Below are 17,863 nucleotides of genomic sequence, written 5' to 3'. Positions count from 1 at the left end.
AAAAATGATTAACAAATTAAGAGAACTAAAATCTTACGAAGCTTTCAATTTTTTTAGAGAAATGAATGAAATACCAAGAGGTTCAGGCAATGAAAAAGCTATTAGTGATTGGCTAGTTAAATTTGCTAAAGACCGTAATTTAGAGGTAATACAAGACAAGGCCCTAAATGTTATAATTAAAAAACCAGGAACAGCAGGATATGAAAATGCACCAACCGTAATTCTTCAAGGACATATGGATATGGTTTGTGAAAAAAATCAAGGAACTGTTCATGATTTTGAGAAAGATCCAATTGCTTTTATAGTTGAAGATGACACCCTAAAAGCTAATGGTACAACATTAGGTGCTGATAATGGTATTGCTGTAGCTTTCGGTCTTGCTATTCTTGATTCGAAAGAAATTGCACATCCTCCAATTGAGTTACTTGTAACTACAGAAGAGGAAACTGGTATGGGTGGAGCTATGAATCTAGACCCTTCAAACTTAAATGGTAGAATGTTGATAAACATAGATTCGGAGGAAGAAGGAACTTTACTTGTAAGCTGTTCAGGTGGAATCAGATCTAAAATGTCTGTTCCAGTTCAATACGAGGAAGTATCAGAGCAATATAGTACTTTAGCTATAAGAATTAGAGGACTTAAAGGTGGTCACTCTGGTATGGAAATCAATAAAGAAAGAGGAAATTCCAACAAACTAATGGGACGATTCTTAATGGATCTAAACTCTGTAGTTGACTTTAAATTAGCCTCAATAAATGGTGGAGCAAAGATGAATGCTATACCTAGAGAAGCTGATGGAATAATCTTAGTAAGAGCAGAAGAAGTTAGCAGAGTTGAAGATAAAATATCAGAGTGGAGCAAAATATTTGCTAATGAATTACAAGGAATAGATCCAGATTTATGCCTAAAAGCTGAGAAGTTAGATGAGAACATTACAAGAGTTTTCAGTGATGATAGTAAAATAAAGGTTTTAAGAATGCTATTCTTAATGCCAAATGGAATTAAATCTATGAGTATGGCAATTAAAGATTTAGTTCAAAGCTCAACAAACCTAGGTGTAGTTACAACTACAAATGATTCAGTGGTATTTGACAGTGCTGTTAGAAGTTCTGTTAAAAGCTTAAAGAAATCAATTTGTGATGAAATGATAGTTCTTACTGAAATTTTAGATGGAAGTATTGAGTTTGAGTCCGACTATCCAGAGTGGCAGTATAATCCTCAATCACAAATCAGAAACGTATTTGAAAAAGTATATGAAGATACATTTGGAAATAAACCTCATATTTCTGCTATCCATGCAGGACTTGAGTGTGGTTTAATAAGTGATAAGTTTAATGGTAATATAGATCAAATTTCCTTTGGACCTAATATATACGATGTTCATACTCCAAATGAACATATAAGCATATCTTCAGTAGAAAGAATGTATGACTATTTAGTAGCTGTATTAAAAGAAATAAAGTAATTTAAAAGAAATTAAAAATAAAGACTTCCTGTGTTTAGGAAGTCTTTTAATATATATCTGAAAACTTTAGTTTTATTTTCATTTTAATATAATAAAAAGTTATTGAATTCATGTTATTGAGAAATGTATCCATTTAGTGTATACTAGTACTAATGAATTTAAATGTAGGGTGATATTATGGATGTAATACAATGCCTAAAAGAAAATAATTTAAAAGCCACAAAATCAAGAATTAAAATTATGAGTATAATTTATCAGTCGGAACAGTGTTTAAGTGCTATGGATATTTATAATAAATTAGATATAGAAAGTATTGATATAGACCTTTCAACTGTATACAGAACACTAGAAACTTTATACAATCATGAAATTGTAGATAAATTTGATTTAGGTGAGGGAAAATATAACTATAAATTAAAGGAAAAGGGTCATAAACATTTAATTGAATGTGAAATATGCCATAAACATGTAGAAATAGATTGTCCAATGCAACAAGTCCAAGAATATGTAAAAGCAAAAACTGGGTTAACATTATTAGATAGTTGTGTTAACTTAAATAGGGGAATATGTAAGGATTGCAGTTCAGAGAATAAAAAACAATAGGAACGTGGATAGTATTCCTTTACTTTCCACGTTCCTTTATTATTTTTCTGTATATGAAGTTTGTAAGTTATAACTTTATAAGGTGATTTATTTTCTATGCCTTTCACATCAACAATTGCAAAGTTTCCATCAGAAAATTTGATTTCATAGTTTTCAAGTGAATAAAGCTTATATTTGTTAAATAATCCAGTAGTTGTATAATTTTTTATTGCGTAATCAAGATCTTTACATTTATAAGCAGTATATTTGTTACATATTATTGAAAATACTATTGTTATAAAAATTATTAATAAAAATGATAACTTTAGTTTTTTGAATTTTTTTAACCCTAACTTTTTCTTTTGAATTTTTTGATTCTTTGGTTTTACTATTATTTTTGTACTCAAGGTGTACACCTCCAGAAAATAAATAAGGTGATAAAACTATAATATTATAATATACATAAAATGGAAAAATGTCAATAAATTACAATTAGGAGATGAGATTATGGATTTTTCTTCTTTAGTTCTTATGGAAAAGGACAAAGATACTAACTATTTAACAAAGGAAATTGGAAGTTACGAAGTTGGTGAGGGTGCTAAATATATTACTAAGTTATTTTATGATGGTGAAAATATAAATCTTTATTTTGATACTAATAAAGATGTTGAGGAATGGGAATTCACAGCCATATTTGATTTATTTGATGAAGAGATTTTTAAATCATGTGGATTTGATTTGCAACCTTATGATGAAGAATATAATCCAACTTGGTTTATAAAATTCGCATATGACGAAGACTATAATGAAGTTAAAAATAAAATTAATGAAATTTGCAGCTTAATTAACAATGCCATGGATAAAGTTTTTGAAGATATTTCCGACAAAAAGCAACAATATTTATAAAAACAGTGGTATTATAAATTTATATTTAATGACAGTAAATATCATTCTTTGTAAATAGTGAGATATAATAAAGTAAATAGTTAGATTATATTCTCGTTTTAAGCAGAATTTACGATTTACAGTGTGATTAAAATAAATGCAATTATAATAGTAATTTATTAAGATTATTTAATGCAAAGAATAGGCTATTTTAAGCAGCAAATTTTAGGGGGAACTATGCGATTAGAATACATTAATAGAGTAAATGAAAACGAAGTTTTGGGAAAGAATGTTTACACTAATGATGGAAGAGTTTTGTTAAGATCAGGGGTGAAATTAACTAATCAGTATATAAGGAAACTTCATCAGTTAGGCGTATATTATGTATACGTGGAAGACGATAGATTAGATGATATAGAAATTGAAGATGACAAGTTAAATTTGCTAAAACAGGAAACTATGAAAAGTCTATCCGTAATAATTAAAAATACAGGAATGTTAGATAAAAGTTATGTAAAACAGTGTTTATCAATTTTGGATGAACTTGTAGAATATATTATGGAGCTTGGAGATGTGAACAAAAGCTTATATGATATAAAAACTCATGATAACTATACGTATTTGCATAGCATCGACACTGGTATAATGTGTACTTTTCTTGGGTTATCCCTAAATATGACAAAACAGAGCATAAAAGATTTAACAATAGGCGGAGTTTTACATGATATAGGAAAAATTAGAGTTCCTTATAGTGTTATAAATAAAGAAGGCCCTTTAACAGAAGAAGAATTCGAAGAAATGAAAAAACATCCTATTTACGGGAAAGAAATGTTGAAGGAAAATATAAGTATACCTTATTCTTCTATTATAGGAATTGAACAACATCATGAAAAGATAAATGGAAAGGGTTACCCCTATGGATTATTTGGAAATGAAATTTCTAAATTTGGAAAAGTAATTTGTATATGTGATGTTTATGATGCTGTAAGTAGTGATAGAAGCTATAGAAATAAATTTAGCCCAAGTGATGCTTATGAACTTATCCTAGCAGGATGTGGAACGAACTTTGATCCTGAAATAGTTAAAACCTTTAAAGAAACCTTTTCGGTATACCCTTTAGGGTGTTGTGTGAAACTTTCAAATGGGGTAGAGGGATATGTAATAAGACAGAATAAAAATTTCCCTGATAGACCTGTGTTAAGGGTACTTTATGATAGCAAGACAAAAAAACCTATAAAGTTTTATGAGATTAATCTCATAGAGACTCCAAATCTAATAGTAGAAAGTGTAATATAATTAATAATAAGTACATAACTGATTTTCAAAGCCTAAACTAGCAAGAAGCAAAGTAACTTGCTAGTTTAAAACTTCATATAGATGTAAAGTTAAAGTAAGATTTATTAGTTTTTAGTAGAGATTATCTAATAGTTCATATAAATTCTGAAATAAGATGAGGTTACATAATATAAGCTATAAAATAAGGGGGATTATGGTGAAAGTTTCAAATATAAAAGCAATAATTACAGAAAAGGATTTAGAAAATATTTTTAATGACTTACTAGTAAATTTTGCTAAAGTTAAAGAGGTAAAAATTAATAAGGTATTAATAAATGATGAGATAACCATTACTGGGGCATATTCCATGAAAATTAATATTCCCTTTGAAGTGAGAATTTCAATTATTGAAGTAGTTGACAATAAGATAACACTTCTTTTACAAAGTGTTAGTATAAAGAAAATAAGTATTAACAGAAGCATAAAGAAATTTATACTAAAACGAGTAATTAGTGAGTTCCAGCAAATTGGTATTGTTGTAATTAATGACATAGTAAGAGTGGACTTAGATAAGGTATGTAAGGTTATTCAATTAGTACACTTTAACTTATTAAGTGTGAATTTAATTCCAGGTGGTATAGAGGCGGAACTTAAAAACTTTAATTTCCGCAGTGATGAGTTAGACGCTAAATCAGATAAAGATGATAAGGTTGCAGATTGTTTGTTAGATAACACAGCATATGCGCTGAAAAATAACCCGGAAAAAATATGCTTAGATAATGAAAAAAAGTTTTACAGTTATTCTACTGCTAGAGAAAAAATAAGTAAAAGATTCCCTGAAAAATATAATAAGTTGCAGGAATTTATACTTTTAATGCCAGATATTTTAGCGTTACTTCTTAGATTGTATAAAGATAAAAGAGTTAATAGTGAAACTAAGTTAACAATTTCTATAGCAATAACTTATTTGCTGTGTCCTCTAGATATTTTACCTGATTGGATACCATTACTAGGAACTTTTGATGACATTACAGTGGTGTTATTTATATTAAATAAAATATTTTGTAACATCTCTGAAGAGGTTATATTGGACAACTGGGAAGGTGAAAAGAATATTATTGAAGTAGTTAAAAAATATGTAGAGATATTATCTAGGGTTTTAGGTATTAAAAAAATCAATAGTTTAATTCATTTTTGCAGTAGGACTTTGGAAAAAGGTTATAAATTTTTCGTAAATTAGACAATAGGGAGCGATTACATGGCTAAAAAATATTATGGAATTAAAAAGGGCCTTGATCCCTCAAATAAACAAGAAATAAATAATATTATTGTACAAAGTTGGGATGAATGCTTAAAGTACGTAAAAGGCGTTAAAGGTGCAATTTATAAGAGTTTTCAATCATTGGAGGAAGTAAAAAGTTATTTAAGTGAAGATACTAAAATATTGAAAAAAGGAATTGATAGTTATCCTTTGGAAATACCACATGCTTATGTGGATGGAAGCTTTAACAGTTCAACTGGAAAGTATGGTTACGGAGTGGTAGTGATACAAAATGGAGTAATTATTCACATTGAAAGTGGTACTGCAAAGGATCAATCAGAAAAATCACTAAGACAAATTGCTGGAGAACTTAAAGCGGCTATAAGAGCTACTGAATTCGCAGTTACTCATAATTTTAGAGAGTTGGTAATATTTCATGACTATGAAGGAATTTGCCACCATGCTACTGGAAGTTGGGACAGAAAAGATAAATCTTCACAATTATATTTTGAGGAAATCAACCGCATGAAGAATGAGAACAATTTAAATATTATTTTTGTAAAGGTAGATAGCCATACTAATGATTTTTTTAATGAACTAGCAGACGAGGAAGCAAAAAAAGGTGCTGAACTAAGTATTAGTGGATCTGTTGACAAGCTTATCAAAAATTTGAAAATTAAAGTATTAAATGACAAGATTAAAAATGAAATAAGTGCATTAATATCTCCCTCATATATTGAAAATATAAACATTGATAAAAAATTAGTTTGTGATGAGAGAGAAAAGACAGTTAGGGATGATGTAGAAAGGATATTAAGTTTTTTAGAAAAGGAAAGCTTGCTAGAATACATTAATACACTTGATAATAATAGAAAGACACAAATAATAGAAAGGCTATGGGCTTTCATCAAAGGTAAAGGATATTAACAATTTCATTAGTAAATGTCCTATTATTTATACAAACAGTAAATTTTATGGATTATTTTTATAGAAAATGCACATTATATTATTATAAATTGAGAAAGGATGTGCATTTTGATGAAGATGTTAATGAAATTAGCTATGGTAGGAACAGCAGTTGGATTAGCTGCTAATTATGGAATGCCAATGATGAATAGAAGAACTAAAAAGAAAGTTAGAAAACAAGCAAGGATGCTTCAAGGAATGATGGGAAGTATGTTTAACAATTTAGTTGGAGTATTAAGATAATAATTAAAGAAAGGTTATNNATAACCTTTCTTTAATTATTAATAATCCTAAAGAGTTTAATAATTCTTTAGGATTATTATTATTTTATATTATTTCATTCAATATACAAAGCTTATTATTAAGCCATATTCTTTATAAAACAATTTATGCTTTGTGTTGTGAACTTAGGTATTATTACGGAAAAGCGCATAGCGCATTGGAGTAAATTGAACAAGGACAAATTTTTATAGGCTATCAGTTCATTTTTTTAGTTATGTTACGATAATCTAAATATTGTTATAGAAACAAATTGTAAAAATTTTATATAAAAACCTTGTGCTTTCATAAAAAAAATAAAAAAAATCATGATTTGAATAAAAGTAAATCCATAAAATGTAGAAATTTTTGCAATTTTGTATGTTTTTATGGTATAATAAATCACAGTACAATGGTGAAAACTTATTTAGAAATTATTATAGTTAAAACTATTTTAGAGAAAAGGACGATAATTTTATGAAGATTTTATCTTTGGGGGAAAAAATTAAATTAAGAAGAAAAGAGCTTAATTTAACTCTTAAAAATCTTGCTGGTGATAGAATTACAGCTGGGCAAATAAGTCTTGTTGAATCCAGTAAATCTAATCCAAGTATGGATTTGCTAGAGTATTTAGCTGCAACTCTTAATGTTAGTGTGGAATATCTAATGGAAACTGAAGAGACACAAGCAGATAAGATATGTAGATATTACGAAAATATCGCAGAATCAAATATTTTAAATGAAGAATTAGTACAAGCTGAAAAAAACATTGAAACGTCTCTATTTTATGCAGAGAAATATGAACTTGAAGTTAGAAAAGCTAAAAATCTTTATTTAAAGGCTACAATTTACGTAAAAAAAGGGGATAGTGCACTAGCTCAACAATTTTTGCTAACAGCAAATAGTATTTTTATAAAGAATAACTTAAGTGAGGATGTTATAAATACATTTATTCTACTTGGAAGCATTACTATGAATTTAAAAGCATATCATTCAGCTTATAGTTATTTTCAGCAAGCAGAAAAGGTTTTTCAAGATAGTAATTTAGGCGACGATTTTTTAATTGGCCAAATCTACTATTACATAGGTTGCACTTTTTTTAAGTTGGGTATGATTGACAAGTCTATTAAATATTCATATTTAGCACAAGAAAAATTTAAAAAGATAGACAATAAAAAGGCTTATGCCGCTTCTTTGATGGAATTATCTAAGGGGTTTTCAGAAAAAGGCGACATGCAAAGTGCAATTTTATACTCAGAAAAAAGCATTAAAATATACAGAGAAATTAATAACAATAGCTATGTTGCAGAGATTGAAAATGAAATTGGTAAGCTATTTTCTGAATTTGATAATTTGGAAGAATCTTTTATACACTTATTTAAGGCTAAAGAAATTAGAGAGAAATCTAATGATGGTAAAATAGTGGAAACTTTATGTAATATTTGCGAGAATTATATTAAACTTAAAGATGAAAAAGGTTCTAAAGAGATGTTAGGGGAAATATTAGGTTATCTAGAAAGTGGAAATGATAAAAATGAAAGAACTCTTTGTGATTATTATCTATTGAAATATAGAGTTGAACTTTTAGAAGGTAAACTGAATGAAGCAGAAAATACATTAATTCAAACTCTTAATTTTGTAACTAAAATGGGTTATAAGAAAGAATGTGCAGAAATTTCTATAATCCTTGGTAAATTTTATATTGATAACGGAAGAGATAGTGAAGCGGCAAAATATCTGAGCGATGGAGTGAAAGCTTTAAGTGATTTAAATATATTAAAGGACTTTTGATAGTGGGTGATAAGTTTGGAAATATTATCAACAGGGGAAAAAATAAAAAGGGCTAGAATTTATAAGGGATTAACTTTAAAGGATATATGTGAAAATAAGGTTTCTGTTTCAAAGATGAGTTGTATAGAAAATAATAAAGTTGCTGCTGAAGATTGGATTTTAGAGTATATTAGCGAAAAACTCCATTTAGATTTGAATTATTTGAAGCATGATGTTAAAGAACAAATTGAAGAAAATATAAAAGTATTTCAAACAGATTCTGATATAGCTGAAAACATTGAGGAGTTAATATATAATCTAGAATATGCTGAGAGGTATGAATATTACGACCTTGCATGTAAACTTCTACACATACTTTTTAAAATTTATTTGAGTAAGGAAAAATACGAAGACCTAAGTGTAATTATTCCTAGGTACTATGACATGTGCCAAAAATCAAAAAATGAGATGCTTATGGTAGATTTTTATATGGCCATAGCAAGTTACTTATATAATAATAGAGAGTTTGGACAAGCTTGTAGCTATTATACTACTGTAAGAAAAACATTGAAGGAAATGAATCTTAAAAAGTCTATTCAATATGCTAAAGCTACCTATAATGAATGTGCATCATATATAATGTTAAGAGAAGATGAAACTGCATATAATATGTCTAAGGAGCTAGAGGAAGTAATAAGTTTAACTGAAGATAATGTGCTCAAGGGTGAAACTTATCAGATTTTAGCTATGCTATGCATTTCCTTAGGAATAGATAAATTTTATGATTATAAGGAAAAATCTCTTGCCTGTTATGGAGATAATAGCGATAAGAAATGTAGAGCATTACATAACTTTGCTGTATCCATGTTTGAAAACAATTTAAAAGAAAAAGCCTTAGAATACATTAATATAGCAGTTGAGGAATTTCCTAAGGAAGATAAGAGAAAATTATGTGATTTCTTAGTATTAATAATTGATACATTAATAGAAAGCAAAGAATTAGATTTGGCACAGGAGCATTGTGATAACATGCTTAATCTAGCCATTACCTTAGATAATTTAGTTTATATAGAAAGAGCATATTATTTTAAAGGATTAATTTTGCAAAGTCAAAATAATTTTATTATGGCAGAAACCTATATGAATCTATCACTTGATACCCTTGTAAAGATTGGAACTAAAACCCAAATATATAAGAGGTATTTAGAAATGGGAAGTATGTATCACAAACTTGGGGAAGTAAAGGATGCAATTAAATTTTTAAATTTAGCTTTACAGTTAGAAAAGAAAATATAACCACGATAAAAGCTACATANNTATGTAGCTTTTATCGTGGTTTAAAGGTTTCTTTTTATTATAGCTTCTTTTGCTTTAATTTCTAAAGTGTCATCAAGAGTTGTTAAGGAAATTTCGTTATATTTATTTTCTAAAGCGATTTTAATTAATCTATCAGCAAGTTCGGGATTCTTAGATAAAAGGCTGCCATGGAAATATGTGCAAAATGAGTTTTTATAGATACAACCTTCTTTTCTATCTTCACCATTATTACCATAGCCAAGTTTTACGACCCCTAAAGGTTTTAAATCTCCTATATAAGTTCTACCAGAGTGGTTCTCAAAACCAACATAAGTTTCTTGAAATTCTTCATTGAAAATTATGGTGTTACCAATGAATCTTTTATCCCCTGCTTCAGTATAAACATCTAGTATTCCTAAACCTTCTAACTTTTCACCTTCAAATGTTGTATAGTACTTTCCAAGTAATTGATAACCTCCACAAATACTTAAAAATACCCTGCCATTTTCTATATAATTTTTTATGGCCTCTTTTTTATTTTTAATCAAATCCTCAGAAACAATTGATTGTTCGTAGTCTTGCCCACCACCAAAAAATACTATATCATAATTGTTTTCATCAAAACTGTCATTGACAGAAATATTAAAAATATTTACTTTAATACCTCTTTCTTCAGCTCTATGCTTAAGAACAAGGATGTTTCCCATATCTCCATAAACATTTAATAAGTCTGGATATAAGTGGCATATATTAAGTTCCATTAATTCATCATTCCTTACCATAGTTTTTGTATATACCCTTCGTTATGAAGTAATTTTCTAAGATGAAGCATTGCAGTGTAAGTTGCTAAAATATAAGTAGTATTATTACTACAATTTTTTAGAGCGCTTATAAGTGACTCATCATTTTCACAAAGAAGAAATTTATCCTTTGGTAGACCTGCAACCTTAAGTCTTACAGCCATATCGTAAAGTCGCGTGCCAGAAATGATAATATCCTCTGTATGGAGAGTGTTAAGCTTTTCAAAATTTACATCCCAAATCCAGGATACATCTGTTCCATCAGCGTAATTATCATTTAGCATTACAGAAAGGTTTATAGGTTTATTATCCAATAAAATTGTATTTAATGCCTGGTCATACCCTGCAGGATTTTTTACTAGTATAATTTTAACTTCCTTTCCATCAATAAGTATAGTTTCCTGCCTCCCAAAACTAGTGCTTTGTTTTTGCAGAGAAGTTTTAATTACTTCATTATCGATATCTAATTCTTTACTAACTGCATATGCACAAAGGCCATTGTATATGTTATATTCTCCAGCTTGATTAATAAAATATGTATCATCGTTAAGAACTACAGTAGAACCTTCGGGGTTAAGTTCTAACACGTTGTTTACAGTATACTTAAGTGGAGGTCTTTTATAGCCGCATTTAGCACAATAATAACTACCAAGATGATTATAAGTTACAAAGTCATACTCATAAGGATTTTTGCAAACTTTACAGAATTTGCTATCTGCATTTACAGCAACTTTTGTGTTTTCTTTTATTGATTTGTTAAACCCATAATAAACAACTGGGTTAGAAACTTCTAATTTACCAAGCAAAGATTCATCACCATTTAAAATTAGTTTGGTAGTAGGGGTTTTAGCAATTCCTTGTAGAATTTTTGAATAGGTGGTATATACTTCACCATATCTATCCATTTGATCTCTAAATAAGTTTGTAACAGTTATAATGCTAGGACTTAAATCTTCTGTAATAGTTTGAAGATAAGCTTCATCTACTTCTATAACGGCATACTTTTTTGTGTTCCTTTTAAAGAGGTTATAATTAGAAATAAAACAAGTAATAATACCAGTATTCATATTTGCTCCTGTATCATTAGTTATTACATCTTTTCCACTTTCCTTTAGAATGCTATGTATCATACTGGTTGTTGTTGTTTTGCCATTTGTCCCTGTAACTAGAATAGTTATATAACTTTTAGATACAGTACTTAAAATATGCTTATCAAAAAGTAGTGCTATTTTTCCAGGAAAGTTAGAGCCACCTTTAAATAAGAGTCTTGAAGTTTTTAGAATTATTTTAGAAGTAATGATACCTAATAAAGAATTAATTTTGATTTTAGACACTTCCTTTGTAGTATATTTCATAGATTTTAAAATAAATAATATATTTGCTTAAGAACAAAAATCTATAAGTTTAAATTGTTAAGCTATCAATATCACTGCTGATTATATTTTAACCTAAGTTGTAAATCTACAGTAGTATATTATAGCATAATATAGTACAATAATCCTACTATAATTGATAGATTTAAAACTTATTTATGAAAGTTTGGGAGAGTAATTGGGCTAAAAAACATGAACTTCAATTATTAATCTATGAGTAAGGAATAAATCCCTATAGTAATTGTTGCTATAATACATAATAGTTTTAGTAGAAGGTGGTTAAATGAAGAAAGTAGGATATATTTATGCCTTAGTATCAGCATTTCTTTTTGGGAGTGCTGGTTTGTTTGTAAAGCTTGGACAGAGTGAGCTAGACTCAGTAAGTCTTCTTACACTGCAATATATTATTGCAGTAACAATAATGTTTGGCGTGTTATATGTAACAGATAAGAAGTCACTGAAAGTTACATTAAGCCAATTAAAGGATTTAGCCATATTAGGGGTAGTAGGAAACACTTTTATGACGGTTTTTTATTACTTATCCTTCAATTATTTACCTGTAGCAATGACTACGGTATTACTAATGACATACCCAATAATGGTATTTTTCTACTCTATTATTAAGGGGCAGGAAAAAGTGCATAGCAAAAAAGTTATTATAGTGATAATGGCGTTTATAGGATGCATATTAACTTTAAATATTACAACAGCTGGAGGTTCGTACTCTATAAAAGGTATACTTTATGGATTACTTGCTGCTCTATTTTATGCATTTATGAATGTGTTTTCTGAAACTAAGTTCTCAAAGGTCTCACCTTTAGCAACGAATGCATATTCAACTTTATTCTCATTAATTTCATTAATGATTTATAAGTTTCCTCTTTTTGTTTTCACAGATAGTATTAGTTTTAAAACCTATGGATATATAATAATATTAGCTGTTTTTTGTGAAATAATCCCTTTAACTTTGCTTTATGCAGGAATTAAACATATTGGAGCGGTAAAGGTAGCTGTTATTTCTAACCTGGAAATACCAACATCTATACTTATTTCATACTTTATGCTTAAAGAGGGCATTTCTGCTACTCAATTGCTTGGTGTATTTATAGTTATTTATTCTATATATTTAATAAAAAATAAAGAATAGGAGATATTGTGCTACATTATTAAAGAAAGTGGAGATTTTCAGGTGGAACATTGACGGCTTTCATTCAAAAGACCTTAATTTACTATTAAATATTAAATTTTTTCTTGCATTTTATTTTAAAAGTAGTAATATATAATTATAGAGTGCTTTTAAGTACAAGCATGAAATATATGTAAACGTTAAACATTGAAATTCGGGGGTAAGGATTATGAATTCAAACAGTTTAGAAGGGTTACAAATCAACACTTCTAAAAATATTTTCAAAAATTTAAGTGCAGCTTGTTTAGTAGAACATGCAGTTAAAAGAGGAGAAGGAACTCTTGCAGAAAGTGGAGCATTAGTTGTAAATACTGGGAAGTATACTGGGAGATCACCTAAAGATAGATTCATAGTTAAGCAAGAGAGTATAAATGGTTTAATAAACTGGGGAGAAGTAAATCTTCCTATAGAAGAAGATGTTTTTAATAAGTTATATGAAAAAGTTACAAAATATTTAAGCGATAAGGACTTATTTGTTTTTAATGGATATGTTGGAGCTATGGAAGAATATAAAATGAATATTAGAGTTGTAAATGAGTATGCTTCAGAAGCATTAATGTCAACTCAATTATTTAGAAGACCAAGTGAAGAAGAGTTAAAAACTCATTCTCCACAGTTTAATGTGATAGTAGCTCCAGGATTTAAAGCAAATGGCAAGGAAGATGGAGTAAATTCAGAAGCCTTCATAATAATAAACTTTGATAAAAAAATTATATTAATTGGTGGAACACAGTATTCGGGAGAAATAAAAAAATCAATATTTTCAGTAATGAATTTTTTATTACCTCTAAAAGGGGTATTCCCAATGCATTGCTCTGCTAATATTGGAGAGGCTGGGGATACAGCAGTATTCTTCGGACTTTCAGGAACAGGAAAAACAACTTTATCAGCAGATCCAGATAGAAAACTGATTGGAGATGATGAGCATGGTTGGTGCGATAAAGGAATTTTCAACTTTGAAGGTGGATGTTATGCAAAAACTATAAAGCTTGATAAAGAAAAAGAAGCTCAAATATACAATGCACTAAAGTTTGGTGCATTATTAGAGAATGTTATTTTAGATGAGAATAATAGACCTGTTTTCGATGATGATTCATTAACAGAAAACACTAGAGGCGCTTATCCAGTAGAGTATATAGATAATGCAGATTTAAGTGGAGTTGGCCAGCACCCTAATACAGTTGTTTTTTTAACTGCTGATGCTTTTGGTGTTATACCACCAATATCTAAATTAACAAAAGAAGGCGCTATGTACCACTTTATGTCAGGCTATACAAGTAAGTTAGCAGGAACTGAAAGGGGAATAACAGAACCAAAAGCTACATTTTCAGCATGCTTTGGTGAACCGTTTATGCTTATGAAACCTTCTGTTTATGCAAAACTACTTGGAGAAAAAATTGTGAACTATAATACTGAAGTTTACCTTGTTAATACCGGATGGACTGGTGGAGAGTACGGCACTGGGAAAAGAATGAACTTAAATTACACTAGAGCCATGGTTAAAGCAGCCTTAGAAGGAAATTTAAAAGACGTTGAATATGAAATAGATGAGATTTTCAATTTATATGTTCCAAAGTCAGTACCAAATGTACCACAGGAAATATTAAATCCTAAGAATACTTGGACTGATAAAGAGAAATATGATTTTAAGGCAAGAGAGCTTGCAAAGCAATTTCATAAAAACTTCCAAAAGTTTGGGGAAGTTAGCGAAGATATTAAAAAAGCTGCTCCAAAAACATTTTAATTTTAATAAAACTCGATTAGTTAAGGAGGCTATGAATAAAATCATAGCCTTTAATCATGTTTTAATATAAAGCTAGATAAAGCAAATATTTTATAACAAAGTCTTATTCTGTTGATATAAAAACTACAAAGATAGAAACTGTAAGTTAGTTCTAAAACTTCATGCTAGTTTTAGATACTTCTGATAGTTTATAAGTAGATTTTTTAAAGAAATAATTTCATTTACAAAATAAAAACTACTTGACTCATGAGAACTATTGCTATAAAGATAAGAAAAAGTTTATAATTGTATATAATTATAAAATAAAGCTGGTGAGGAGCGGAAAAATGAAAACTTCAAGAATATTAACCTTTTTTATAGGGAGTATTATAGTACTATCGGCTATAGTGTTACTAATTTTTAGAAATAACTTAAAGGGAAGTTCTTATGATTACAATGTCAAAGTAACAAACTGGGAAAATTTATATGAAGGCAATAATATTCATTTTTATTATTTAAATAAGGATGATCCAAAGTTAATAGACCTTAAAAACAAATATGATTTTGAGCAAGTAGTAAATGAGGGTTCAAATGAAATTGAAAAGACAATTGCATTAATTAAATGGCTTAATAGAAGAGCAGAAGTTAAGCCTTCAGCAATGGAGGCGAAGAAAAGTGTGGATGAAATGTTAATGGGACTGCAAAGTAATAAGGTGATATCTCTTCAGGATTATAATATTATACTTGAGGAAGCTTTGTCATCTGTGGGGATAATTGCAAGAACGGGAGAGTTAAGAACAAGTAATAATTTGAAAATTAAGAACAATAGCAGTTATAGTGTCTTAGAAGTGTGGAGTAAAGTGCATGGAAAATGGGTAATGGTAGATGGAACTATAGAAAGTTTTATGAGTAGAGAGGGAATTCCGCTATCTGCTGTAGAACTAGTAAAATCTAGTACAGATGGAATAACTGTAGAGAATGTTAAAGAAGCTTCGAAGTATTTAAAGGGAATTTCTCAATATCTATATACTTATACTATTAAAATTGATAATAGTAGAGATGAACAGTATAAAAGTAATTCTTTTATAGAGTTTGTAAAGGATAAGCAATATATTCAATTGGAAACCTTAAAAGGATATATTCAACCGACTATTTTTGTAATGAAAGATGATGTGTTTAATATTAATCCTGAAATTGTATACCAAAATGATAATAGTGACAAAATACCAAACATTATATTTGCCAAGCGTAATATCAAGGATGATACGGAAGACTATGTTAAATTTACTGTAGGCGCATTTATAAATAGCTATATGGTTGAGGATTACTATATAAGTATAAATGGAAAAGAGTATGTTCCAGTAAAAAATTACTATGATTTGTCTTTGCCAGTGGGAATAACAAGCATTTCAATATCTTTAGATGGAAAAGCTCCAATTAGAACTGTAGAACTAGAAAAGTATAAAAAATAATATATAGTTCAAGTAAAATTTAAGTTAATGACTTAAGTATGAATATCACTGTAGAACTATGTCAATAATGTGTTTAGAACTGAATTTTATTGGAAATAACAGTTTTATTGCATTAAATTAATAACCTAGAAAGTTCTGGGTTATTTTTTTGATAATTTAGTTAATTAAAAGAGGAATTTAAGAGTTAATGAAGAATAATTTAAAAGGATTATAGTAAAGAAGTAAACAATGTTTAGTTGACATTATATTTAAAGAAAATTATAATTATTTTAGTTTAACTAGGTTAGAGGTTGGAGGCTGTTTATGAAAGAGATTAAGCGCTATTTAGAATCAAGAGAAGGGAATTATAGTTTTTATTTTGAGGATTTAAAAAGTGGATTTATTTATGGGTTTAACGAAAATGTCAAAATGCCTGCTGCAGGATGTATAAAGTTACCCATTGCTATGGCATTATTGAAAGAAGTTGAAAATGGGAAAGTATCCTTAAATGATTTGATTAGTATTGGTGATGAAGATAAAGTTTCTGGATTTTTCGGAATTATTCATGAATTTTCAGAAAAACAATATACATTAAAGGAACTGTTAGTAGCTATGCTTATTCAAAGTGATAATACCGCAGCTTGTAAAATTATTAATATACTAGGCATGGATAAAGTTAATAGCCTTATAAATGATATGGGACTAAAGTCCACAAAAGTTAACAAGTATCCATCAGAGGTTAAATTGAGTGATAATGAAGAAAATATTACAACAAGCTATGATTTATCTCAATGTTTTAAATTACTTCACAATAACACTGCTTTAAGTAAAGAGCATAGTAGATTAATAATAGAAACTCTAAAAAGACATCAATTAAATACAAGAATACCATTTTACTTTCAAAGAGAGATTCAAGCTAATACTGCTAATAAGATTGGAACACTTGAAACAGTTGAAAACGATACAGCACTGCTAAATTTCTCTAAAGGTGATTTTGTATATACAGTAATGTCTAATAATTTACCAACTAATGTATACGGAATTACCACTATAGCACGTAGCGGTAAAATGATGTTTGATATGGTTGATAAGGATTGGAATTAAGGTGTGAAGTTTATAGCTTCATACTTTTTTTTCTGAACTTTATATAAAAACTAATTTTAGGTTATAAATACTGACACTTTCCTTGAATGACTTAGAAAATAATAGCTTGATTATGAGGGTCTCATAATCAAGCTATTATTTAACCCTAAAACTTTATTTAGAATAAAAATTACTATTTATACACTTATAGTAAACATCAATGCATCCAAGTGTATCTTTAATAGATAAAATAAGTAATTTTTAGTATTTTAAAGAATATAAAAGATAACTTAGTGTTGTAAATTAAAGAAGATGGCTACAGTTTTGATTTTTTGATAAAATAAATTTCGTCGTCAGAAAGTCAAGTGAATTGAAACAAATAATTTTACTAGAAACCTTGATATACTAAGTGGTTGATGATAACCTTATACAAGTCATCCATAGTTTAGTTAAAGGCGATGGGTTGAGAAATTGGTCTTTGAAAATTAA

15 protein-coding genes are annotated in these 17,863 nt (G+C 28.5%); 13 read left to right on the top strand and 2 right to left on the bottom strand.

Features of this window, described 5'->3' with window-relative positions; genetic code table 11:
* The first annotated feature begins 4 nt into the window (after positions 1-4).
* The 9 genes from B3040_RS15510 (at position 5) to B3040_RS15470 (ending at position 9,758) form a co-directional block, all read left to right on the top strand.
* Positions 5-1,465 carry an aminoacyl-histidine dipeptidase gene (locus tag B3040_RS15510; RefSeq protein ID WP_291575105.1) on the top strand — a complete coding sequence of 487 codons (1,461 nt, stop codon included), beginning with the start codon at positions 5-7 and terminating at the stop codon, positions 1,463-1,465.
* A gap of 177 nt (positions 1,466-1,642) precedes the next feature.
* A complete protein-coding gene (locus tag B3040_RS15505) occupies positions 1,643-2,068 on the top strand; it encodes a Fur family transcriptional regulator (RefSeq protein WP_291575103.1) in 426 nt (141 codons plus the stop codon).
* 486 nt (positions 2,069-2,554) lie between these two features.
* Positions 2,555-2,953: a DUF6762 family protein gene (locus B3040_RS15500; protein ID WP_291575098.1), complete on the top strand. Its 399-nt coding sequence runs from the start codon at positions 2,555-2,557 to the stop codon at positions 2,951-2,953.
* 216 nt (positions 2,954-3,169) lie between these two features.
* Positions 3,170-4,228, top strand: coding sequence for an HD-GYP domain-containing protein (locus B3040_RS15495; protein ID WP_291575096.1), 1,059 nt, complete (start codon positions 3,170-3,172; stop codon positions 4,226-4,228).
* A gap of 196 nt (positions 4,229-4,424) precedes the next feature.
* The gene (locus B3040_RS15490) at positions 4,425-5,447 is read left to right on the top strand and encodes a YkvA family protein (RefSeq protein WP_291575094.1); all 1,023 of its coding nucleotides are present in this window, start codon (positions 4,425-4,427) and stop codon (positions 5,445-5,447) included.
* 18 nt (positions 5,448-5,465) lie between these two features.
* Complete coding sequence (locus B3040_RS15485) at positions 5,466-6,395, top strand: ribonuclease H family protein (RefSeq protein WP_291575092.1); 930 nt, start codon at positions 5,466-5,468, stop codon at positions 6,393-6,395.
* A gap of 111 nt (positions 6,396-6,506) precedes the next feature.
* Positions 6,507-6,677 carry a hypothetical protein gene (locus B3040_RS15480; protein ID WP_291575090.1) on the top strand — a complete coding sequence of 57 codons (171 nt, stop codon included), beginning with the start codon at positions 6,507-6,509 and terminating at the stop codon, positions 6,675-6,677.
* A 492-nt stretch (positions 6,678-7,169) separates the two neighbouring features.
* Positions 7,170-8,483: a helix-turn-helix transcriptional regulator gene (locus tag B3040_RS15475; RefSeq protein ID WP_291575088.1), complete on the top strand. Its 1,314-nt coding sequence runs from the start codon at positions 7,170-7,172 to the stop codon at positions 8,481-8,483.
* Between the two features lie 6 nt (positions 8,484-8,489).
* Entirely contained in the window at positions 8,490-9,758 is a 1,269-nt protein-coding gene (locus B3040_RS15470) for a helix-turn-helix domain-containing protein (RefSeq protein WP_291575084.1), read from the top strand.
* A gap of 41 nt (positions 9,759-9,799) precedes the next feature.
* On the opposite strand, the gene B3040_RS15465 is transcribed toward B3040_RS15470, so the two are convergent.
* Positions 9,800-10,519 (bottom strand): type 1 glutamine amidotransferase, encoded by a 720-nt coding sequence (locus B3040_RS15465; protein WP_291575998.1) that lies wholly within the window; start codon positions 10,517-10,519, stop codon positions 9,800-9,802.
* A gap of 14 nt (positions 10,520-10,533) precedes the next feature.
* Positions 10,534-11,892, bottom strand: a complete 1,359-nt coding sequence (locus tag B3040_RS15460; protein WP_291575996.1) for a Mur ligase family protein — start codon at positions 11,890-11,892, stop codon at positions 10,534-10,536.
* A gap of 322 nt (positions 11,893-12,214) precedes the next feature.
* Between B3040_RS15460 and B3040_RS15455 the strand changes: the two genes are divergently transcribed.
* The 4 genes from B3040_RS15455 (at position 12,215) to B3040_RS15440 (ending at position 17,395) form a co-directional block, all read left to right on the top strand.
* The gene (locus B3040_RS15455; protein WP_291575080.1) at positions 12,215-13,078 is read left to right on the top strand and encodes a DMT family transporter; all 864 of its coding nucleotides are present in this window, start codon (positions 12,215-12,217) and stop codon (positions 13,076-13,078) included.
* 208 nt (positions 13,079-13,286) lie between these two features.
* Positions 13,287-14,861 (top strand): phosphoenolpyruvate carboxykinase (ATP), encoded by a 1,575-nt coding sequence (gene pckA, locus B3040_RS15450; RefSeq protein WP_291575078.1) that lies wholly within the window; start codon positions 13,287-13,289, stop codon positions 14,859-14,861.
* A gap of 326 nt (positions 14,862-15,187) precedes the next feature.
* Positions 15,188-16,312: a hypothetical protein gene (locus B3040_RS15445; RefSeq protein ID WP_291575075.1), complete on the top strand. Its 1,125-nt coding sequence runs from the start codon at positions 15,188-15,190 to the stop codon at positions 16,310-16,312.
* A gap of 303 nt (positions 16,313-16,615) precedes the next feature.
* On the top strand, positions 16,616-17,395 hold the full coding sequence (locus tag B3040_RS15440; RefSeq protein ID WP_017416676.1) for a serine hydrolase: 780 nt from the start codon (positions 16,616-16,618) through the stop codon (positions 17,393-17,395).
* The last annotated feature ends 468 nt before the right edge of the window (positions 17,396-17,863 follow it).

This window comes from Clostridium sp. UBA4548, from assembly GCF_002387895.1.
Taxonomy (GTDB): Bacteria; Bacillota; Clostridia; order Clostridiales; family Clostridiaceae; genus Clostridium_J.
The sequence above is the reverse complement of the archived record's forward strand: the minus strand, read 5'-3'. Positions and strand labels throughout refer to the sequence as shown.

Excerpts from the sequence above, each read along its gene's own strand:
- B3040_RS15510 (WP_291575105.1), top strand. The coding sequence starts at position 5 with ATGATTAACAAATTAAGAGAACTAAAATCTTACGAAGCTTTCAATTTT.
- B3040_RS15485 (WP_291575092.1), top strand. The coding sequence starts at position 5,466 with ATGGCTAAAAAATATTATGGAATTAAAAAGGGCCTTGATCCCTCAAAT.
- B3040_RS15475 (WP_291575088.1), top strand. The coding sequence starts at position 7,170 with ATGAAGATTTTATCTTTGGGGGAAAAAATTAAATTAAGAAGAAAAGAG.
- B3040_RS15495 (WP_291575096.1), top strand. The coding sequence starts at position 3,170 with ATGCGATTAGAATACATTAATAGAGTAAATGAAAACGAAGTTTTGGGA.
- B3040_RS15445 (WP_291575075.1), top strand. The coding sequence starts at position 15,188 with ATGAAAACTTCAAGAATATTAACCTTTTTTATAGGGAGTATTATAGTA.
- B3040_RS15440 (WP_017416676.1), top strand. The coding sequence starts at position 16,616 with ATGAAAGAGATTAAGCGCTATTTAGAATCAAGAGAAGGGAATTATAGT.
- B3040_RS15505 (WP_291575103.1), top strand. The coding sequence starts at position 1,643 with ATGGATGTAATACAATGCCTAAAAGAAAATAATTTAAAAGCCACAAAA.
- B3040_RS15480 (WP_291575090.1), top strand. The coding sequence starts at position 6,507 with ATGAAGATGTTAATGAAATTAGCTATGGTAGGAACAGCAGTTGGATTA.
- pckA (WP_291575078.1), top strand. The coding sequence starts at position 13,287 with ATGAATTCAAACAGTTTAGAAGGGTTACAAATCAACACTTCTAAAAAT.
- B3040_RS15465 (WP_291575998.1), bottom strand. The coding sequence starts at position 10,519 with ATGGAACTTAATATATGCCACTTATATCCAGACTTATTAAATGTTTAT.
- B3040_RS15500 (WP_291575098.1), top strand. The coding sequence starts at position 2,555 with ATGGATTTTTCTTCTTTAGTTCTTATGGAAAAGGACAAAGATACTAAC.
- B3040_RS15455 (WP_291575080.1), top strand. The coding sequence starts at position 12,215 with ATGAAGAAAGTAGGATATATTTATGCCTTAGTATCAGCATTTCTTTTT.